General features: G+C 33.9%; 20 protein-coding genes and 1 other annotated feature. Of the genes, 8 read left to right on the top strand and 12 right to left on the bottom strand.

Annotated elements, in window-relative coordinates:
• Nucleotide 1: 1 nt before the first annotated feature.
• The 7 genes from leuB to ilvB are packed head-to-tail and all read right to left on the bottom strand — an operon-like array spanning nt 2 to nt 7,596.
• Entirely contained in the window at nt 2-1,093 is a 1,092-nt protein-coding gene (gene leuB, locus DICTH_RS05160; RefSeq protein ID WP_012548280.1) for a 3-isopropylmalate dehydrogenase, read from the bottom strand.
• Nucleotides 1,090-1,593, bottom strand: a complete 504-nt coding sequence (gene leuD / locus DICTH_RS05155) for a 3-isopropylmalate dehydratase small subunit (protein ID WP_012548272.1) — start codon at nt 1,591-1,593, stop codon at nt 1,090-1,092. The genes leuB and leuD overlap by 4 nt, the downstream gene beginning before the upstream one ends.
• Entirely contained in the window at nt 1,593-2,867 is a 1,275-nt protein-coding gene (gene leuC, locus DICTH_RS05150) for a 3-isopropylmalate dehydratase large subunit (RefSeq protein ID WP_012548119.1), read from the bottom strand. The genes leuD and leuC overlap by 1 nt, the downstream gene beginning before the upstream one ends.
• 16 nt (nt 2,868-2,883) lie before the next feature.
• Nucleotides 2,884-4,395, bottom strand: a complete 1,512-nt coding sequence (locus DICTH_RS05145) for a 2-isopropylmalate synthase (protein WP_012547536.1) — start codon at nt 4,393-4,395, stop codon at nt 2,884-2,886.
• 13 nt (nt 4,396-4,408) lie between these two features.
• The gene (gene ilvC / locus DICTH_RS05140; protein WP_012548681.1) at nt 4,409-5,407 is read right to left on the bottom strand and encodes a ketol-acid reductoisomerase; all 999 of its coding nucleotides are present in this window, start codon (nt 5,405-5,407) and stop codon (nt 4,409-4,411) included.
• An 18-nt stretch (nt 5,408-5,425) separates the two neighbouring features.
• Nucleotides 5,426-5,908 (bottom strand): acetolactate synthase small subunit, encoded by a 483-nt coding sequence (ilvN, locus tag DICTH_RS05135; protein ID WP_012547617.1) that lies wholly within the window; start codon nt 5,906-5,908, stop codon nt 5,426-5,428.
• A 14-nt stretch (nt 5,909-5,922) separates the two neighbouring features.
• A complete protein-coding gene (gene ilvB / locus DICTH_RS05130; RefSeq protein ID WP_012547768.1) occupies nt 5,923-7,596 on the bottom strand; it encodes a biosynthetic-type acetolactate synthase large subunit in 1,674 nt (557 codons plus the stop codon).
• Nucleotides 7,597-7,635: 39 nt separating this feature from the next.
• Nucleotides 7,636-7,859 (bottom strand) — a binding site (T-box leader).
• A gap of 256 nt (nt 7,860-8,115) precedes the next feature.
• Between ilvB and DICTH_RS05125 the strand changes: the two genes are divergently transcribed.
• From DICTH_RS05125 to DICTH_RS05090, 8 genes are all read left to right on the top strand, one after another.
• Nucleotides 8,116-8,925, top strand: coding sequence for a PilW family protein (locus tag DICTH_RS05125; protein WP_012546957.1), 810 nt, complete (start codon nt 8,116-8,118; stop codon nt 8,923-8,925).
• Between the two features lies 1 nt (nt 8,926).
• On the top strand, nt 8,927-9,499 hold the full coding sequence (locus DICTH_RS05120; protein ID WP_012548000.1) for a PulJ/GspJ family protein: 573 nt from the start codon (nt 8,927-8,929) through the stop codon (nt 9,497-9,499).
• 30 nt (nt 9,500-9,529) lie between these two features.
• A complete protein-coding gene (locus DICTH_RS05115) occupies nt 9,530-11,449 on the top strand; it encodes a DUF7305 domain-containing protein (RefSeq protein ID WP_012547160.1) in 1,920 nt (639 codons plus the stop codon).
• Nucleotides 11,446-12,030 (top strand): pilus assembly FimT family protein, encoded by a 585-nt coding sequence (locus DICTH_RS05110; protein WP_012547141.1) that lies wholly within the window; start codon nt 11,446-11,448, stop codon nt 12,028-12,030. The genes DICTH_RS05115 and DICTH_RS05110 overlap by 4 nt, the downstream gene beginning before the upstream one ends.
• Nucleotides 12,031-12,174: 144 nt before the next feature.
• Nucleotides 12,175-13,884 carry a DUF4900 domain-containing protein gene (locus DICTH_RS05105; protein WP_012548470.1) on the top strand — a complete coding sequence of 570 codons (1,710 nt, stop codon included), beginning with the start codon at nt 12,175-12,177 and terminating at the stop codon, nt 13,882-13,884.
• Nucleotides 13,875-14,132, top strand: coding sequence for a hypothetical protein (locus tag DICTH_RS05100; protein WP_012547093.1), 258 nt, complete (start codon nt 13,875-13,877; stop codon nt 14,130-14,132). Before DICTH_RS05105 ends, DICTH_RS05100 begins: the two co-directional genes overlap by 10 nt.
• Before the next feature lie 22 nt (nt 14,133-14,154).
• A complete protein-coding gene (locus DICTH_RS05095; RefSeq protein ID WP_012547886.1) occupies nt 14,155-14,712 on the top strand; it encodes a type IV pilus modification PilV family protein in 558 nt (185 codons plus the stop codon).
• Complete coding sequence (locus DICTH_RS05090; RefSeq protein WP_012547947.1) at nt 14,709-15,491, top strand: hypothetical protein; 783 nt, start codon at nt 14,709-14,711, stop codon at nt 15,489-15,491. The genes DICTH_RS05095 and DICTH_RS05090 overlap by 4 nt, the downstream gene beginning before the upstream one ends.
• Here the strand turns inward: DICTH_RS05090 and DICTH_RS05085 are convergent.
• The 5 genes from DICTH_RS05085 to DICTH_RS05065 are packed head-to-tail and all read right to left on the bottom strand — an operon-like array spanning nt 15,474 to nt 19,982.
• Nucleotides 15,474-16,013 (bottom strand): hypothetical protein, encoded by a 540-nt coding sequence (locus DICTH_RS05085; RefSeq protein ID WP_012547073.1) that lies wholly within the window; start codon nt 16,011-16,013, stop codon nt 15,474-15,476. The genes DICTH_RS05090 and DICTH_RS05085 overlap by 18 nt on opposite strands.
• Nucleotide 16,014: 1 nt before the next feature.
• Nucleotides 16,015-16,560: a hypothetical protein gene (locus DICTH_RS05080; RefSeq protein ID WP_012548385.1), complete on the bottom strand. Its 546-nt coding sequence runs from the start codon at nt 16,558-16,560 to the stop codon at nt 16,015-16,017.
• Nucleotides 16,557-17,948: a PilN domain-containing protein gene (locus DICTH_RS05075; protein WP_012548281.1), complete on the bottom strand. Its 1,392-nt coding sequence runs from the start codon at nt 17,946-17,948 to the stop codon at nt 16,557-16,559. The genes DICTH_RS05080 and DICTH_RS05075 overlap by 4 nt, the downstream gene beginning before the upstream one ends.
• Nucleotides 17,949-17,952: 4 nt before the next feature.
• The gene (locus tag DICTH_RS05070) at nt 17,953-18,387 is read right to left on the bottom strand and encodes a hypothetical protein (protein WP_012548574.1); all 435 of its coding nucleotides are present in this window, start codon (nt 18,385-18,387) and stop codon (nt 17,953-17,955) included.
• Nucleotides 18,384-19,982 (bottom strand): lamin tail domain-containing protein, encoded by a 1,599-nt coding sequence (locus DICTH_RS05065; RefSeq protein WP_012547577.1) that lies wholly within the window; start codon nt 19,980-19,982, stop codon nt 18,384-18,386. The genes DICTH_RS05070 and DICTH_RS05065 overlap by 4 nt, the downstream gene beginning before the upstream one ends.
• Nucleotide 19,983: the final 1 nt, after the last annotated feature.

The raw sequence follows: 19,983 nt of genomic DNA, 5'->3' as shown, positions 1-19,983 counted from the left end.
ATCAGGCACCTCCTTCAATTGCACTGCATATTAGGTCTCCCATTTCCTCTGTGCTTACTAACTTCTTAGCGTATGGATTATTATTGAATAAATCTTTTGTGAAATAACCAAGGCTCAATATTTTTCTCACAGAATTTTCGATAAGCTTAGCTTCATTCTCAAGATCAAAAGAATATCTAAACATCAAAGCAACTGACAAAATAGTAGCAATAGGATTTGCTATGTTTTGACCCGCTATATCAGGTGCTGAACCATGTATAGGCTCATATAATCCTTTTTTAGTTTCACCAAGACTTGCGGAAGGTAACATTCCAATAGAGCCTGTTATTATTGCTGCTTCATCGCTTAGTATATCACCAAAAGTATTCTCGGTGAGTATTACATCAAACTGTTTTGGATTTCTTACTATTTGCATTGCACAGTTATCCACATACATATGTTCAAGAGTTACATCTATATATTCTTTTGACACTTCTTCTACTATTTTTCTCCATAATCTTGAACATTCAAGAATGTTTGCTTTATCTACAGATGTTACTTTTTTCTTTCTTTTTTGAGCCATTCTAAAAGCTACATGAGCTATTCTTCTAATCTCAGAGGCTCGGTATATCATAGTATCAATTGCTACTTCTTCTCCATTTTCTATTCTTGTTTCTTTTGGTTTTCCAAAATAAAGACCCCCAGTAAGCTCTCTAACAATTACAAAATCAACACCCTTTAAGTAATCTTCTTTAATTGGGGAAGAAAAAATTAGTTCATCAAAAATGGGAATAGGTCTTATATTGGCAAAAAGATTAAAACCTGATCTCAGTCTTAGTAGAGCTTTCTCAGGTCTTTTGTCTCCAGGAAGATTGTCCCACTTTGGTCCTCCCACAGCCCCTAACAGTATGGCATCACTTTCTTCGCATATTTTCCATGTTTCTTCAGGTAATGGATCTCCAAAATTATCTATGGCAATTCCTCCCACAATTCCTTCTTTTATTTCTACTTCATGACCAAATTTCTTAGAGATTACATTGATAACCTTTATTGCTTGCCTTACTACTTCAGGGCCTATTCCATCCCCAGGAAGTACAGCAATTTTTAGTTTCATAGGCTACCTCCTTTTACCCTCTCTTTTGCAAAGTTAATCAATCCACCTTTTTTAATTATCTCCTGAATAAGGGGAGGGAAGGGGAAGGTATTAAAACTTTCACCTGTAGTCAAGTTCTTAACAATTCCGCGGTCGAAATCAACTTCTAGCTCATCACCCTCGTTAATTTTATCTACTGCTTCTGGAACCTCAAGTATAGGTAATCCTATATTTATAGCGTTTCTGTAAAAGATTCTTGCAAAAGATTTTGCAATTATACACTTTACTCCTGAAGCCTTAATTGCTATAGGGGCGTGCTCTCTTGAGGAACCACAACCAAAATTTTCTCCTACTACAAGGATATCTTTTTCTTTTACTTTTTCTTTAAAATTTAAATCCAAATCTTCCATACAATGTTCTGCAAGCTCTTTTGGATCTGTTGTATTTAAATATCTTGCAGGAATAATAACATCAGTATCTATATTATCACCATATTTTAAGGCTTTTCCTCTATATATCATTATTCTTTCACCTCCACTTCCCAAGGGGCAGCTATTCTTCCTAAAATAGCTGAAGCAGCTGCAACGGCTGGATTTGATAAATAAACCTCACTCTTAGGATGTCCCATTCTCCCCACAAAATTTCTATTGGTTGTAGCTACAGCCTTTTCACCTTCCGCAAGAACCCCTAAATGACCTCCTAAGCATGGACCACAGCTTGGAGGAGTAATAGAGGCACCAGCTTCAAGGAAAATTTCTATTAAACCTTCTTTTAAGGCCTGCATGTATATGTTAGGTGTTGCAGGGGTTATTATTAACCTCACATCTTTATGTACTTTGTGTCCCTTTAAAATTTTTGCTGCAATTCTTAAATCTTCAATTCTTCCATTAGTACAGGAACCTATGTAGACTTGATCTATATAGATGTCCTTACTTATTTCAGAGATTTTCTTTATATTACTTGGCAGATGAGGGAAAGCAACAATTGGTTCTAAATCTGAGACATCCCACTCATAGACCTCTTTATATTGAGCATCTTCATCGCTCTTATATATTTTAAAATCTCTTTTGGCTCTGTTTCTTACGTAGTCTAAAGTTATTTCGTCAGGCTCAATTATACCATTCTTTGCTCCAGCTTCTATTGCCATATTGCATATAGTAAGTCTATCAGACATAGGAAGATTTCTTATAACTTCGCCAGTAAATTCCATAGCCTTGTATCTTGCACCATCTACACCTATGTTGCCTATGGTGTAAAGAATCAAGTCTTTTCCAGTAACCCATTGAGGTAGTTTTCCATAGTATACAAACTTAATACTTTCAGGTACTTTTAACCATATTTCTCCTGTAGCCATAGCATAAGCAAGATCTGTACTTCCAACCCCAGTAGAGAAAGCTCCAAGAGCTCCATAGGTACAGGTATGAGAGTCTGCTCCAATTATTGCATCACCAGGAAGAACAAGCCCCTCTTCGGGTAGTAATGCATGTTCTATTCCAACTCTACCTACCTCATAATAGTATTCTATTCCTTGTCTTTTTGCAAATTCTCTAAGCATTTTACTTTGCATAGCAGATTTTATGTCTTTATTAGGGGTAGAATGGTCTGGTATCAATGCAATCCTTTCGTTGTCAAAGACTTTTTCTACTCCAATCTTCTCAAATTCTTTTATAGCAAGAGGTCCAGTTATATCGTTGGCGAGTATAAAATCGAGCTTAACAAATATTAATTCTCCAGGAAAAACTTCTTTTTTGCCAGAATGGTCTGCTAATATCTTTTCTGTGATGGTCATTCCCATAGAATTCATACCTCCTTTAACCCTTTCCCTTCAACATTACTAATTGGTTCAGGGCTCTTAAGTAGGCTAAAGCACTAGCTTCAACAATATCAGTACTAGTGGCTCTTCCTACATATATATTTCCATCTTTGTCAGATAACTTTACCATAGCTTCACCAAGTGCGTCAGTTCCACCTGTCACAGATTTTAAAGAGAAATCTTCCAGAGAATGAGGTATTTTTATAGCTTTGGCTATAGCTTTATAAACAGCATCTACTGGCCCATTACCAATTTCTACCGTTTTTATTTCTTCCCCATCTTCAGAGATTATTATGGTAGCGGTAGGAACAATACCGATACCGCTTACTACTTGCAGGTGGACTAATCTGTAGTATTCAGGCACTAACTTTATCTGATTAGATACTAAAGCCTCTATATCTTTGTCAGTGATTTCCTTCTTTTTATCTGCAAGCTCTTTAAATTTTTTAAAAGCCTCTTCTAATTGTTCAGGAGGAAGAGAATATCCAAGCTCTTGTAGCCTTTTTTCAAAAGCATGTTTACCAGAATGTTTACCAAGTACAATCTTGCTTTCAGGAATTCCAATCATTTTAGGGTCAATTATCTCATAGGTGCTTGGATCTTGAATTACTCCATGTTGATGTATGCCTGATTCATGGGCAAATGCATTCTCACCTACAATTGCTTTATTAGGTTGTATCACTATGCCAGTAAGATTGCTTACGAGTTTACTTGTCTTATAGATTTCTTCTGTCTTGATACCAACCTCAAAAGGAAGTCTTCTTACCTTTATTGCCATTACAATTTCTTCCATAGCTGCATTTCCGGCTCTTTCTCCAAGTCCGTTTATAGTACATTCAACTTGCTCGGCTCCATTTACAATTGCTGAAAGAGAATTGGCAGTAGCTAAGCCTAAATCGTTATGACAATGAACACTCACTATAGCTTTATCAATATTCTTTATATTCTCTTTTAATCTCCTTATTAAGTCTCCAAATTCCCAGGGTAGGGCATAACCGACTGTGTCAGGTATATTTATAACTGTTGCTCCAGCGTCAATAACTGCTTCAAAAATCTTTACAAGGAAGTTGAAGTCACTTCTTACTGCATCTTCTGCGGAAAATTCCACATCACTGCAGTATCTTTTTGCATATTTTACAGCAGAGACAGCCTGTTCTAAAACTTCGTCTCGAGTTTTCTTTAATTTTTTCTCAATATGAATGTCTGAAGTAGCTATAAAAGTATGTATTCTTGGAGATTCTGAATATTTAATAGCTTCCCAAGCTCTGTCTATATCCATAGGAATAGCTCTTGCTAAAGCTGCAATAACAGGTCCTTTTACATTCTCGGCAATAGTTTTAACGGCTTCAAATTCTCCTGGAGAAGCAATTGGAAATCCTGCCTCGATAATATCTACATTAAGCTTTGCAAGTTGCTTTGCAATTTCCAATTTCTCTTCTTTATTTAAATTCACTCCAGGAGTTTGTTCTCCATCTCTTAGGGTTGTGTCAAAAATATACAACTTAGTCATTTAATTCACCACCCTATTTTTTAGGTTTCAACCAAGGCATCATCTCTCTTATCACTTTTCCAACCTTTTCTATTAAGTGATCCTCATCTTTCTTCAATAGTGCGTTAAATACTGGTCTCCCTACTTGATTTTCTAAGATCCATTCTTTAGCAAATTGACCATTTTGAATTTCGTTCAATATCTTTTTCATCTCTTTTTTAGTTTCTTCATTCACAATTCTTGGTCCTCTTGTGACATCTCCATATTTTGCTGTATCAGATATGGCTTTTCTCATAAAACTTATTCCGCCTTGATTTATAAGATCCACAATGAGTTTCATCTCATGGAGACATTCGTAATAAGCAACCTCTGGTTGATAACCTGCCTCTACAAGGGTTTCAAAACCAGCCTTAATAAGGGCTGTTACTCCCCCACAAAGTACTACTTGTTCTCCAAAGAGGTCTGTTTCTGTCTCTTCTTTAAATGTAGTTTCTAGAACTCCGGCACGGGTTGCACCGATTCCTTTTGCATATGCTAAAGCTATATCTCTACATTTCTGAGTATAATCTTGATATACAGCAAAAAGGGCAGGGACTCCCTTTCCTTCAACATATAGATCTCTTACTAATGGACCGGGACCTTTAGGGGCTACCATGAATACATCTACAAAAGGTGGAGGAACAATTTGGGAGAAGTGAATATTAAAACCATGAGCGAAACCTAAAGCTTGATTAGGTCTTAAATAGGGGAGGACTTTTTCTTTATAAATTGCTGGTTGTTCAGTATCAGGTATCAAGAACATTATGATATCAGATTTTTGTACAGCATCTTCTATCTTTTCTACAGTCATGCCTTCTTCAAGAGCTCTTTTCCAGGATTCTCCATTAGGTCTTACAGCAACTATAACCTTCATTCCGCTATCTTTTAGGTTTAAGGCATGAGCTCTTCCCTGGCTTCCATAACCTATAATTGTGATGACCTTATCACTTAAAACCTCAAGACTGACCTCTAAATCATGGTAAATCTTAGCCATTTTTTTTACCCTCCTTAATTAAAGTTTTAGACCTCTTTCCATAACAATCTTTCCGGTTCTCACCATTTCTTTAATCCCATAAGGTTCCAAATTCTTTTTAAAAGCATCAATTTTTTCACTATCTCCTGTAACTTCAATTATTAAATCTTTATCACTAACATCTACAATATTAGCTCTAAAGATTTCTACAAGATCAATAATAGCCCTCCTATTTGTAGCATCTGATTTAACTCTAATTAGAGCTAATTCTCTTTCGACTACAGGCACTCCGGTAAAATCATTAACCTTTATAACTTCAATTAACTTATAGGCTTGTTTGGTGATTTGCTCTAATACTTTCTCATCCCCCTTAACTACAAGGGTTATTCTTGAGAGATTTGGAACTTCGGTAGTATTAACAGCAAGACTTTCAATGTTGTATCCTCTCCTACTGAATAGACCAGCTATTCTTGCAAGTACTCCTGGCTTGTTTTCCACAATCAAAGAGAGAGTATGTTGCATGGTATCGCCTCCTCTTAATCAATAAGCATTTTATCTATAGATCCACCTGCTGGAATCATAGGAAATACATTTTCTTCTCTATTGACTTTAATATCTACTATTACAGGAGAATCATTAATGTTTAAAGCCCATTCAATAGCTTCGTCTAATTCTTCTATTTTTTCAACTCTTCTTCCATATGCGCCGTAGGCTTCTGCAAGTTTCTCAAAATCTGGAGCAACATCAAGTAGAGTACAAGAATATCTTCTTTCGTAGAACAGTTCTTGCCATTGTCTTACCATACCAAGACAGCTATTATTGAGAATAAATATCTTCACTGGTAATTTTTCTGAAGCTGCTGTTGCGAGCTCTTGAATATTCATTTGGATACTTCCATCTCCAGCTATGTCAATAACAACTTTATCTTTATTTCCAATTTGGGCTCCGATAGCTGCTGGAAAACCAAATCCCATGGTACCAAGACCTCCAGAGGTAATGAACTGTCTCGGTCTTTTTACCTTATAATATTGAGCAGCCCACATTTGATTTTGACCTACTTCGGTTACAACAATTGCTTCTCCTTTTGTAAGTTCATAGATTCTTTCTATAACATACTGAGGTTTAATTACTTCGTTGCTCATCCTGTATCTTAATGGATACTTGTTTTTCCAATCCTTTATTTTCTCCCACCAAATAGGATTTGTCTTAGGTTCTACTACTTCTATTAGTTTTTCTAGAGCTCTCTTTGCATCAGCTACAATAGGAACATAGGGCTGAACATTTTTACCTATCTCGGCAGGATCAATGTCTATATGTATTATTTTTGCATTGGGAGCAAAAGTTTCTACTTTTCCTGTAGATCTATCAGAAAATCTCACTCCTATTGCAATAATAAGATCACTGTCGTTTATGGCATAGTTTGCATAAGCTGCTCCATGCATTCCTATAAAACCACAAGATAACTCATGAGTTTCTGGAATTGCTCCTTTCCCCATTAGAGTTGTAACCACAGGAGCATTTATCCTTTCTGCAAATTTTATTAGTTCTTGAGAAGCTTCCGAAGCTATAACTCCTCCTCCAGCAAGGATGATTGGTTTTTCGGATTCTTTAATAAGTTGGGCAGCTCTCTTTATTTGTAGAGGATGGGGTTCATAATTAGGTTTATAGCCTAAGAGTTCAACTTTGGATGGAACAGAATATTCTATTTTGGATAGAAAAATGTCAGATGGTATGTCTATAAGAACAGGGCCTTTTCTGCCTGTTTTAGCAATGTAAAAGGCTTCTTTTACAATTCTTAGAGCCTCATGAGGGTCAGTAATGAGATAATTGTGTTTTGTAATAGGCATGGTTATTCCTCTCGTATCTACTTCTTGAAAAGAATCCTTTCCTATGGCTGAAGTTTTAACTTGCCCTGTTATGGCTACAATTGGCACCGAGTCCATGTAGGCTGTGGCTATGCCAGTAGTAAGGTTTGTAGCGCCAGGACCAGATGTAGCAACACAGACTCCAACTTTTCCTGTAGATCTTGCATAACCATCTGCAGCATGGGCTGCTCCTTGCTCATGTCTTACTAAGACATGTTTTAGAGAAGAATTGTAAAGAGCATCATAAAATCCTATAACGGCTCCTCCTGGATATCCAAATATGACCTCTATTCCTTCTTCTTCTTGCATGTACTTTATGATTGCTTCCGCAACAGTCATCAACATTTTTTAAACCTCCCTTCTTAAAATAAAAGCTTCTCAACCATAAAGGGTGAGAAGCTTCCCACGGTACCACCTTCCTTGCCTTAAGTCCAAATAGATTTAAGGCAACTCTAACCTTTAACGCAGGTATACGGAGATCCCTACTTCCTAATTCAGGATCTCAGCTCTGAGGCGAGTTCCGTAACCCCATATTGCCAGCTCTCACCTCTTGGCTGGCTCTCTGTAAATATGGGAAATTACGTACTACTCCTCTTCATCGCCGTTGATTTATAGGATTCATTTTAGTCAGTAATAATACCACAGTATGTTTTTTTTGTAAAGGGGTTTTGGATGAATTTAAAATAGATTTTTCAGACTTTCAAATTTACTTCCGATAATATATATTATGTAAAGTTAAAAGCATAATAAATCAACTTTCTTTATTTATTTAAACAATTGAATAAAAATTATAAATTTTTGGTATAATTTATAAAAAGTAAAAAGTAATCAGTACCAAAGGAAAATAGATACAACATTAGGGTGATGGGTGTGACTTTAATTAAAAAATTGAAAGGGTTTTCTTTGGTAGAACTTCTGGTAAGCATGACTATTTTGCTTATTATTATGAGTTTTTCTCTTCCTGTTTTTATCTCTTCTGGAGAAAAAATAAAAAAAACAGAGCTTTCAGAGATGGCAAAAAATATAGCCTTTTTTACTGTTGAATATATAAGATCAAGAAATGTTAATTATCAAAATAATCCTGGAAAAGGATCTATTATAGATGCCAAATATGGATCCACATATGGTACTAGTTATACATTAGGTAATGATTCCTATCATTATTATCCTGGGCTTGTAGATATAAACGGCGATCCATTAGTCATAAATGTTAATCCTTCTCTTCCTTATCAAACTTATAATGATAAGCCTCAATCTTTCTATTCTGTCCTACAAGGATTTGTTCCCTTTGGAGCTTCTGATGCCAACCTCGATAATGGAAAAGATAAAACTACTAATTTAATTCCTTTGGTTAAATATTCTAAAAATATATCAAAAAATCTTTTCAAGGCAAAAGGAACTTATATACCTAAAATTTATACAAATGATGTTAAAAAAACTAATCCAAATTCTCCTGACTATGATCCTCACTATACTAACGATGCCAGTTTAATGAAAAGTACTATGAACTACGAAGGTTTTAGGATTCTTACAAGAATTATAGCAAGAAAAAGATATACTAGTGATCCAGAACATGTCCAATTTTATGATGTTCTTGTAAGAGTCTTTTGGGTTTATGGTGGTAAAGAATACTCTTATGAGGTAGCAAATCAAATAATGACTTGGGGAGATTAAGATGAAAATTAAAAAAGATAAAGGTTTTACCCTTGTAGAGACTTTAATAGTTATTGTTATATTTATGATCATTTTCTCTTTAATATTTGGTGCCCTTCTCTATTCTTTTCAAATATCCCGTTCCCAACAAATATATAATGAAATTCTCGATGATATGAGTATTTTCATTCAACAACTTTCTAATGATTTAAGACAAGCTTATACTATAACTTTTCCTTCCTACTCAAGCTCAAATGATAGTACTTCTGACTTTAGTCAGAACAAGCTCATTGAATTTAATACGGTAGATGAAAATAATCATATTAGAAAAATTGTTTATCTACCTGGTACTGCCAACTCAAAGGGAATGAGAGCTATTCTTTATTCTCTAAATTTATCTAACGATAATGGAGCTACTTTTCAACAAATAATAAATAGCCAACCATTAACAGAGAAAGTTTTTAGAAACGTAATTATAAGAAGACCCTTTTGGGATCCAAGAGTTGTAGAGGTGGAAATTTTTGCAGAATCTATTCTTCCTTATGGAAATACCATGAGTATATATAGGACTTTTCTAATTTCTCTAAGGCAATAAATAATTTTTCTGACTGGGGGGAGTTTAGCTATGATTAAAATTAAGGAGAAAGGATATTCGACTATTGTATTGGTGATTTTTCTTGGTTTCATACTTCTTGGAATCTCGATAACTCTTCTTAATACTGCTTTGACTAAGGATGTTCTTTTTAGTGAGGAAAAAATGTCGGATAATTTACTTGTCGCATGTGATTTGATGCTTGATAATACTCTACTTACTATAAACGATTTTTCTAAACTACTACTTTCATCTGTACTTGACATAAACTCAGATATTTACAGGGGGTTAAATATAATATCCCAAAAACTAACTGACGAAAATATGATCAAAAAAGCATCAGCTTATTATACTTTGAGTTTACTTCTTTCTAAAATCAATGGTGGAGAAGTAGTTGATCTAAACACTACATTAAACCCGTATAGTGCTGTAGGAGCAGATTATAGCAATTATTCTCAGGCTATTAAAAGTTCTGGGTCTCTTTGGGATATTTTAGATAATTATGGAAGTTACTTGTACGATCTATCCGAAAAGAAATTATACAAAGTAGTTGGATTAAATAATAGCGGAATGTATTATTTAATTCCAAATCTATCCGAAATAAATGAAAATACTTTGGTACAAGAATTCTATTCAAATAATACATATCGTTTATCTACCTTAGATAGTAATCTTAGAACAACCAATCGTTGGGTTGTCTTAAGAACTAATGTTCAATACACTGATGACAGTGGGAGTAATGGAGAATTTCATATAAGAATTACCGGATATTATTTAAACAACCCTAATAAGATTAGGTCAATTTATTCCTCCGCTAAAATTGGAAGTATATTAGCACAAATTATTAAAGATTATACCAATACCATAATACCACCTGCTTTTACTCATGCAGTTTGGTCTGGAAATGGCATAACTATAAATGGAGCTCTTGACATATATTCAGGGAATATATCTCCCAATGGTACTTATACTACTCAGTATAGTAATGGAGATTTATATGTAGATGGAAGAGTAACCCTGCATGGAGCACCAAATATATACGGCAACTTGATAACCTCTCTACCTCAAGAAGCAAATCCTATTACTATAACTGGTAAACCATATATAGGAGGACAGATAATTTACAATCAAAAAGAATCATTACCAGAGATTCCCCTTCCTTTAGAGGATCAGATAAAACAGATAGCAAGTTCATCAGGAGTTATTCATAATGGATCTTTAACCACTTACAATAATTATAGTCTTGTAGTAAACGGAAGAACTTACAATGGGACAAATGTACCTTATTATATAAATGGAGCATTAACTTTAAATGCTGTTGGAAACGTGAAAATAAATCCTACTTCAACCAATCCCCCAGTAGCCTTGTATATTAATGGTAATCTTACTTTTAATGGTGATTGTACTCTTGAATTTTCATCTCCAGGCGTTATATGGGTAAATGGAGATGTAACTTTTAATGGAATAGTCAAGATAAAAGGTTCGGGTACTATAATTTCCACTAAGAAGATACAATTTAATGGAGCTCAGGGAATAAAATACTTGGATGATAAAAATATTTCTGCCCTTGTTTCTCTTGGACAAGGATCTAATGGTGGAATAGTAGTAAATGGAAGTGTAGAGTATCATGGACTAATGTATGCTCCTTATAGTAACGTCACTTTTAATGGTGAATCTACTATATTTGGAGCTGTCATTGGTGGGGGTTATGGAAGTACCCAGGGAGTTACTTTTAATGGAAAGCAGAATATAATTTATGACAACAGACTTGCTAATAATACCATTGCTCCACCTCCATTAATGGGAGAGCCAAAGAAGTATGTTAGTGTTTCTTTTGAAGTTACATCTTCTGCAGGAAAAGTATTAAGAAATAAATGGTCAGAGATTATAACTAAAACTGTTTCTGAAAATTATATAGGATCTTTAAATCCTGTAGTTAGTGTAAAGCTATGAGAAAAGGGTTTAGCTTAATAGAATTATATATTGTCCTTGCTGTTTTAGCTATTATTGCAATAATTGGTATTCCGACTCTGCGAAATTTTTATGAAAGAAAAGCTTTGGAAAATACAATTTGGCAACTTGCTCAAGATTTAAGGATTGTAAGAGAAAAAGCTATTACTCAACAACAAGACCTTATTGCGTACATTGGTGAAGATGAATATTATGTTGAATTTATGCAATATGGAATGCTACAAAATCCTCAAACTTATAATTTACATTTTGTTCCAGGAGATACAACCTCTCGATACTTTAAAAATGTAAAGTTTCCAAGAAACATAAAAATGCAATTGGTATCACCTACTCTAAACATAAATGGCAAAAACTATTTGGTGATTGTATTTAAAGCAGGTGGAAATACGGATGAGATTAGAGGACAGGCGAAGATTGTTAATTCTTTAAATGGCAGAAGATTATCTTCGGACACTAATATTACAAGTAATAATGGTTTAGTAATAACAGGTAAAAATTTAACTATAAATCTCTCTTATTCTATAAAGATAACTACTACAGGTAAGATTGCGATGATGTATTAAGATTATAGTTTGAATTATTTTTAAATTAGCCATTAGAAATTCTCAAACTTCTTTTGAATTCAAAGAAGATAGGTTTATTTTTTGTTTTTTATGTGTATAATATATTTTAGAAAGATCTTAAATATTAATAAGGAGTGTTAACAAATGAGAGGTAAAAAGGGGGAGAAAGGAGACATAAGTTTAATCACGGCGATTACCTTTGCTATCTTTATTACTGCTTTGATTGCCCTTGTTGTAAACTTCCCTATTGAACAATCCTTTTTTACCCGTAGAAATCAGGCAAGAGATCAAGTGCTTTATGCTACTCAAGTCGGTATTAAAACTGTTCTTACTACAGCCAGATATTACCTAAAAGACCAATTGACAAGGCGAAAACTAACAGATATAGATAGTGATTTTCTCTCATATGTTCTATCAAAAAATAACTCAAACCTTGTTAATACGATCAATTACATTTATACCAATACATCTCAAGTAGACCCTACTACTGTTTACTCTATATTAGATTACTCTTTTAGTTTGGCAAGCTATAGTGCAGTGGTAAGAGGTGGAACAACTGACGAAATTAGCTATACTTATGTATATACAATAACCTGTTTGGGTCGAAAAATAAACTTTAATCCACCTATTAGCCTTGAGGTAACGGTAACAGGTAAAATTGAGGGAGTATTGAGAAAGGAAAATTTTGCAAGATTTGCATTATTTACTGATAGACATGTAATGGGAGATGGTACAACAAGAGTTTGGTTTACAGATAGGACAAGATTCTATGGTCCTGTCCATACCAATGGAGAATTTGCTTTTGCATACACACCACAATTTTTTGATGAAGTATCTTCCTATTCAAGAACAGCTCTATTTTACAATGGAGGAAATCAAAGAAGGCTTGATGCGGATAGTAATCCTCCAAGAGATATTCCCTATTTTGCAAGAGGATTTGTCAGAGGTGCTCCTGCAATTAATCTTCCTACCGTAGCTTATACTCAGCTTTACGCTGCACTATCCTACTTCCCTAATGATAATTTTCCAACCTATTCACCCACATACTCTATTATAAGGCAGTACCTTGGTCTACCCGTTAGTAATCAGGCACCTGATAATGGAATATATACCATAACAATAGCCAATGGTGGAGGAATATATGTACAAGGTAATGCAAGCATAGAACTTGGAAAAGATTCCTTAGGAAGAGCAGTTTATACTATAACCCAAGGATCAAATACTTATGTATTCACTATTGATACTCAAAATAATAAAACTTATGTAAAAATAGGCAATAAAACTATAGAAATAAATAAAATTCCCAATGGAGTAATCTATGTAAATGGAAGTGTCACAAGTATAAAAGGCATAGTACAAAAAGATCAAAGAATTACAGTGGTTGCTAAGAATAATATAACTATAACACATCACATAACCTATGAGGAAGATCCAAGAAACAATCCCGATGCTGTGAATGTACTTGGACTCCTTGCAGAAACTGGCAATATAATTCTTGACCCTAGAAATAGTAATGGAACTCCACTACAAGATCCTAATATCCATGCAGTACTTATGGCCCCCAATGGGGTGGTACAAGTAGCTAACTATAACACTAGGTCTCCTGCGGGAGATGTGCACCTTTTAGGTGGTATTATATCCAAAAATTATGGTGCTTTTGGTACATTTACCACCGATAGAAATGGTAATCCGGTTCCTCAAAGCGGTTATGGGAGAGATTTCTGGTATGATTATAGAATGAGATCGGGGTATGCTCCACCTTACTTCCCCACTACAGGAAGGACAATACAGGAGGGTAACCCTCAAACCCAGAGGTGGGTATCTATTGACTCTTGGAGGGAACAATGGAAATAAAAAATATCGATAGGGTTTTGTTAATTATAAGCATAGCTATCTTTATAGTTATATTAATTTTCAAGGCATTTTCGATTAAATCTACCAGTGGTGATTATGTTTCTTCAGGAGAAGTAAAAGAGAAGATAGAGAGAGATGTGAATTTGGAAGTCGAAAGTAACATTAATACAACCAATACTATCAATGTAGAAAGTAAAGGAAGTTCTGAAAAAGGTCCTTATCCTCCCTTTGTGGAGTTTATTGAGTAAAAAAAATTAGGGGGTGATGGGGTTGAAGATAAATACTGAAAAAGGTCAATCTTTAATAGGTGTAACAATATTTACCATAATTCTAATGATATTAGTACTTGGATTAACAGGAGCAACCATTTGGAGTTATGCTCTAAATAAGAGAGCAAGAGATAGGGCAGAAGCCCAGGATATAGCAAAAAATATTATTGAGACAGTAAAAATTTGGGCAGGAAGTAGCGAGGCAAATTTTGATGCACTAATAGAAAATGAAGTGAATGAAACAAGAGCAATTCCAGCAATACCAACTATAAGACCTGCAATTCCTGCGGATCCACCTGACAATGATCGACTGTATACAGATTTTTATAATATTCCTAAGATAAATGGTGTTCCTAAATATGTAGTACAATTTTTGGTTAAAGATTATAAAAATCCAGATTCGTCAGTGGCTATTCTAAAAAGGATAACAGTAAGGGTTTATTATGCCAAAAATAATGGCAAAATTAATACTAATCTCCACAAACCTGGGCCCGGTGCGCCACCTAAAAGATACGAAAATCCTTTAGCAGAGCTTGCGGGGGTAGTTACAAGACCATGAAAAAAGGCATGACCTTAGTTGAACTAATAATTTCTCTCTTTATACTCTTTATAATAATCGCAGTAACCTTTGCTATATGGATGTCAGTACAAAGAGATCTTATATCCCAGAGGCTTGATAAAGAAATATATGATTCCTTTAATTCAGCGAGAACTAACATTCTTGATTCACTACTAAAAAGTATTTTTGTATATCCTCCAAATGTGAATGTCAGACTTACTGACAACTCAAGTTTCAACCTAAATATAAACGAAAGAGTAGGATATGACAAACTCCTAACTATAACTCCCGCACCTTCTGGAGGTTATTATTTAAATGTCTATTTAACAAGGCCAAGAATACCTATGGATAATGCCCTTCCTAATGCAAGAATGCTCTTGTATTATAGAAAATTAATAAATTGGACTCCTCAATATACTACTTACACTATTGCTGTTGCCTTTACTGGTACATCAAAAACTTTGAAAATAGGCAAGATAGTCAACTACCCTACAAATATAACCTTTACTTCAGGAGAAGGCCCCAGAATAATTGCTGATTACATAGTACCAAATGGCTTTACTTTGACCTACTATGTTATTGACTATAGTACTTTTAACCCAACGAACAATACATATACCTTAAATACTTATACTGATACTGTTCCTGCAAGAAATACTAATATCCAACAGGTTCAAGTTTATTTAAAAATTCAGAAAAGATACCAAAATATTGTTAGGACAAGAGATATAACATTTAACGGAACAATATTTTTAGAAGAGCTACCTATCTCCTACTAATTTTAAGATAAAGTCTCTATTATTTTTACGTAAAGTAATAGTGTTGTTATCTATGTCTACCTTTATTATTCGATAACCATCTACTTCTTTGCCCTTCTCTACTACGAAGCTCTCTTCTTTTTCAGGTTTTTCTAAAATTACCACCTCATTGTATTTTCCCTTTAATATGCCTCTAACAACAAAATTTGGTCTCTCACTTTCAGGGATAACTTTTACAACATTCTTATCAGGTAAAATAGAATTTATACTGCCAGATTCTTGTCTACGCTCTTCAATTAGTGGTTTAAATGGATCTGTTCTCCCCAAAGACAATTTATATTTTTTCTTTAAATCATTTAAGTTTTCAGCTATCTTAATTTGATCTATTTTTTCTAAGTTTTGCTGAACAAAAGATACCTTCTTTGCTGATATTATTTCTTCAAAATCGTCCCTTATCAATTTATCCATATTAATCACAAAATAAGTGTTTAAACCTAAGGATGCAATCAAAAAACCACTTAGAACATAATCTATTTTTCTCATACTACTCCCCTCCTCTCTCAAGTACATACACATCAAAAACTACATTAAGGGTCAATATATTATTGTCACTTACAAGTTGAACTTGATTAAAGCTTAAAGGATAACTTTGATCATAAAGGTCTCTAAAAAAGTCTATAAATTGGTTATAATTTCCCACAACCTTTAGATTAATAGGTAATTTTTTTAATTTTAAAGGAAAGCCTTCTGGAAGATCCTTTATTTCTTCATATTCTAATGGTTTGATCTCGAAGCTTGTTATTTTGTTTCTTTTCATCACTATACTTAGATCTTTGAAAAATATTGGCACTTCTTCCTCTTCTAAGAAAAGAAGATTTCTTTCTGAAAAGATTACATTTCTTTTTTCTTTAATCTTATTTAAAGTATCTCTGAGTGCATTAATGCTTTCTATGGCATTCTCTAATTCTAATTTCTTTGTTTCATATAATTTCTCCTTTTTACTCACTTCAGAGTACTTTGGCATTATAAATAGAACTAAGCCGAGGACTAAAACTATTATGAAGATGTATAAATGTATCTTGTTTTTCATTTGATATACCCCACTATCTCAAATCTTTGTATTTGACGATTTTGCAAAACCTCTAAGATAGCACTCTCTAACTTAACATTTTTTATTCTCTCATATTGAGATAGAGCAAGGAGGAAATCCGCCACACCTTCAGTATCAAGGCTATAGCCTTCTATTGTTAGTTTTTTATCGACCCCAATATCCACAGATGTAAGCCAGACGTTTTGAGGAACCATATATTTTAAATCAGAAAGAAAGAGAAAAGGTAATGATACTGTAGATCTTTCTTGGAGCCATCCTTCCAATATTTTTACTATTGCATTTTGAGTATCGACCTCTTTTCTCAGATTGTTGATCTGGTCATTATATTTTGTAATTTCTCCTTGTAAGTAGTTAATTCTCCTGTCTAAATCCTTGATTTTAATATCAAGATAGAGATTCAAAGGAAACATTAAAGATAAGGCAAGTAAAAAAGAAATAGCAGACCTTATTATTAATTCTCTCTCTATAATAACTTTTTCTTTTACAAAACTTAGTTTAGGAATGTTTGTTTCTCCATATAGAGCTGTTCCTAAAAGAGAAATATTAAGATCTTCTGTTATCTCTACTTTATATTCTGGAGATATGTTTTTTACAAAATTTTCTACAACTTTAAAATACCTCTCATCTTCTCCAAATATCACTATATTTTTATCTTTACTTTCATAGAAAGCACTGTTTAAATAAGTAACTACTTCTTCTTGCCAACTTAAAAAGGTAGTATCAGAGGATAGATCATTTAAATTATAAAAGTCGTTAATTCCCACGCTCAAGTTTATTACAGAGTTAATTTTTCTATCTCTTATGAAAACTAAATCTGTAGTTTCATTACCTATAAATATAATTCCATCGGGATATCTGTTCTTAAGAGATACTAAGATGTATCTTATACCTGAAATAAAAGAGGGCTCAAGGGATATAAGAGTAAGCCCCAAGTTTTTAAATATATTTTCCCAAGTATCAATTATTATTTTAGGGATTGTAGCTACGACAGATCTTACCTTATTTTTATCCTGAGTAATTACGGAGAAGGTAAAAGAGTTGTAGCTTTCATCAAAGGCTTGAAATTCTTCGAGATCATCAAGTATTGCCATTTCAAGATCTTTTAAAGACATGCTGGGATACTCGGAAGTTCTTATAGAGATATCTTTACTTTCAAAAAGTAATATTACTTCTTTATCCTTTATTTTATTCTCCTTTAGGAATTTTTCGATTTTTTCCTGAACTAAGTTTTTCTCTTCTAATCCTCTATTCCAAAAGTCTCCTTGTGGTATCTCCATTTCCTGGTAATCTCTTAATTCTATACTCTTCCCTTTTTTTAAAACTCTCGCCATTTTTAATCTACCATTAAGCCATTGAATGCTAATCATGATTTCACCACTCCGTCCAACTTAATATAGTTATGGAATATGGGGCAGAAGTTCTGCTTCTTAATCCCTCAATTTTTAAACCTCTTGAATAAGTATAAGTTTGTCCAGTATATACAACGGTGATATTAGAGAGAGCATTGATTACAAAATAGCTTTCTGTGGCACTATAAGTAAGGTCAGATTTTGCAACACCATAAAAGTCAGTGTAAGAGAAAGTAGTAGGACCAAAAGAAGTATAGGTGGGTATATTGGTGAACCAAATCAGGCTGTAGATTGCAATTTCAGCCATACCTTCTGCCAAATAAAGAGCCTGTTTTTCTGCTATTTGGGCTTGAGTTTTTGATATATTGCCCTCCCAAAAGATAATAAGACCTGAGAATATAAGGCTTATTATGGCAGTTACTAATAAAACTGTGATAAGAATTTGCCCCTTTTTCATGGCGAATTAGAATTCTTCCCTCCAGGAGTACAGTATACATTATAGGTCAAAAGCAAGACACGCACAGAATAGTTCAAATTACTACTACTACCCCAGTTTGAAGGATCGTTAGGAAACATGTCCCAGTATTTTCTCTCAAGAGAATAATGATATCTATAGTTTCCAGAACTTGACGGATATCCTCCCCAAGTATATGAATAATTAACTTGGTCAACAGTTGAACCATTAGGATCTGCTAAGGTTACAGTACCTGCAGTATCAGATAATTCTCCTCCGCCTGAGGCAAGTCCTCTTGAATTAGTTCTTATATAAGTAGTATTTTGTGCCAAATTATAATACCTATCCAGTGCCGATCTATTTCCTCCTATTACTGCATAACTTCCTGGAGAAAGATTCCAACTTCCTGAAGCAAGAGTCACTAGAGTATTACCGTTGATCTGCCAATTCTGTATATTTACAGTCTGGTTTGAGGTATTGTATATTTCTATAAACTCTATATCTCTTTCATTTCTACCACGTCCATTTTTATCATAAGGAGCTGGATAATACATTATTTCATTTATTACAATAGGAGGCAAAAGACAATATACATCTATTCTTGGGGTCGAAAGAGAGTAGTTCTTAAATTTACTACTTTCCCAATTTGATGGATCCTGAGAGGGATTTTGTATACTCTTTCTTGATAAGGAATAGTATGTATTTCCCGAAGGTTGTCCTCCCCAACTTTTATCATAGGTTACTTTATCTACTACTGTGTTATTGATATCTTGTAGCACCACTGTGTCGCCATTGTTCCCCAATGGATTATTATTCTGTCCTAAATATTGATCGCTTACTTCAAGAATGATACAGTTTTTAGGAATAAAATAATGAGAAGACAAATTTGATCCTTTAGCTCCTATGATGGCAAGACCTTGAGCAGGTACCGTATAGGTACCACTTAGCGTGTTTGAAATTATGTGACCGTTAATCTTCCAGCCATTAAGGTTTATTGAGGAATAGGTAGCATTACTAATCACCACAAACTCCATCAAATTCTCGCTTATACTATTTCCTTGTCTATCCCGTGGGGCAGGGTAATACATTATCTCACGAATAAAAATTCCTATAATCTGAGGTATTGTTTGAGATCTTAAAGCTACTGTAGTACTTATATATCTACCATCATCCATGGTAATACTTATGGATAGAGTTCTTATAGCAGAAGTTACAGTAGTATAAGTTAAGTTATCATCAAGTCCCATAAATCTTATCTCTCTTATCGGACCTGCAAGTATTTCTCCATCAACAGTAAAATAATATTTCCCATTGTAATAGGAGTAAGAGTATGTAGATTGATCACCTGAGGGAAAGGATAAAACCAAATATCCAAGGGTTTGAGTAGGAGGACTTATATCTAATACTTGGTTCCCCTGTCGTATATCCCTTGTGAGTTTATCTACAATAGTTTGTAGATTACTTATAGATTCTCTCTCTTCAGTCTTTTGAGAGAAAAGAATATTAAAATTACTTAAAATGTTTGCTAATAAAATAGCTATAAGTCCTAATATAAGTACAGTTATTAAAATTTCAATAAAAGTTAGCCCCTTTTTCATG

The organism is Dictyoglomus thermophilum H-6-12, from assembly GCF_000020965.1.
GTDB classification, from domain to species: domain Bacteria; phylum Dictyoglomota; class Dictyoglomia; order Dictyoglomales; family Dictyoglomaceae; genus Dictyoglomus; species Dictyoglomus thermophilum.
The sequence above is the reverse complement of the archived record's forward strand: the minus strand, read 5'-3'. Positions and strand labels throughout refer to the sequence as shown.

Bases quoted from the DNA above. Each gene is read 5' to 3' on its own strand.
- DICTH_RS05075 (WP_012548281.1), bottom strand. From the start codon at position 17,948: ATGATTAGCATTCAATGGCTTAATGGTAGATTAAAAATGGCGAGAGTT.
- leuB (WP_012548280.1), bottom strand. From the start codon at position 1,093: ATGAAACTAAAAATTGCTGTACTTCCTGGGGATGGAATAGGCCCTGAA.
- DICTH_RS05085 (WP_012547073.1), bottom strand. From the start codon at position 16,013: ATGAGAAAAATAGATTATGTTCTAAGTGGTTTTTTGATTGCATCCTTA.
- ilvB (WP_012547768.1), bottom strand. From the start codon at position 7,596: ATGTTGATGACTGTTGCGGAAGCAATCATAAAGTACATGCAAGAAGAA.
- DICTH_RS05110 (WP_012547141.1), top strand. From the start codon at position 11,446: ATGAGAAAAGGGTTTAGCTTAATAGAATTATATATTGTCCTTGCTGTT.
- DICTH_RS05100 (WP_012547093.1), top strand. From the start codon at position 13,875: ATGGAAATAAAAAATATCGATAGGGTTTTGTTAATTATAAGCATAGCT.
- leuD (WP_012548272.1), bottom strand. From the start codon at position 1,593: ATGATATATAGAGGAAAAGCCTTAAAATATGGTGATAATATAGATACT.
- DICTH_RS05120 (WP_012548000.1), top strand. From the start codon at position 8,927: ATGAAAATTAAAAAAGATAAAGGTTTTACCCTTGTAGAGACTTTAATA.
- DICTH_RS05065 (WP_012547577.1), bottom strand. From the start codon at position 19,982: ATGAAAAAGGGGCTAACTTTTATTGAAATTTTAATAACTGTACTTATA.
- DICTH_RS05080 (WP_012548385.1), bottom strand. From the start codon at position 16,560: ATGAAAAACAAGATACATTTATACATCTTCATAATAGTTTTAGTCCTC.
- ilvC (WP_012548681.1), bottom strand. From the start codon at position 5,407: ATGGCTAAGATTTACCATGATTTAGAGGTCAGTCTTGAGGTTTTAAGT.
- leuC (WP_012548119.1), bottom strand. From the start codon at position 2,867: ATGGGAATGACCATCACAGAAAAGATATTAGCAGACCATTCTGGCAAA.
- DICTH_RS05145 (WP_012547536.1), bottom strand. From the start codon at position 4,395: ATGACTAAGTTGTATATTTTTGACACAACCCTAAGAGATGGAGAACAA.
- DICTH_RS05070 (WP_012548574.1), bottom strand. From the start codon at position 18,387: ATGAAAAAGGGGCAAATTCTTATCACAGTTTTATTAGTAACTGCCATA.
- DICTH_RS05090 (WP_012547947.1), top strand. From the start codon at position 14,709: ATGAAAAAAGGCATGACCTTAGTTGAACTAATAATTTCTCTCTTTATA.
- DICTH_RS05125 (WP_012546957.1), top strand. From the start codon at position 8,116: ATGGGTGTGACTTTAATTAAAAAATTGAAAGGGTTTTCTTTGGTAGAA.
- DICTH_RS05105 (WP_012548470.1), top strand. From the start codon at position 12,175: ATGAGAGGTAAAAAGGGGGAGAAAGGAGACATAAGTTTAATCACGGCG.
- DICTH_RS05115 (WP_012547160.1), top strand. From the start codon at position 9,530: ATGATTAAAATTAAGGAGAAAGGATATTCGACTATTGTATTGGTGATT.
- ilvN (WP_012547617.1), bottom strand. From the start codon at position 5,908: ATGCAACATACTCTCTCTTTGATTGTGGAAAACAAGCCAGGAGTACTT.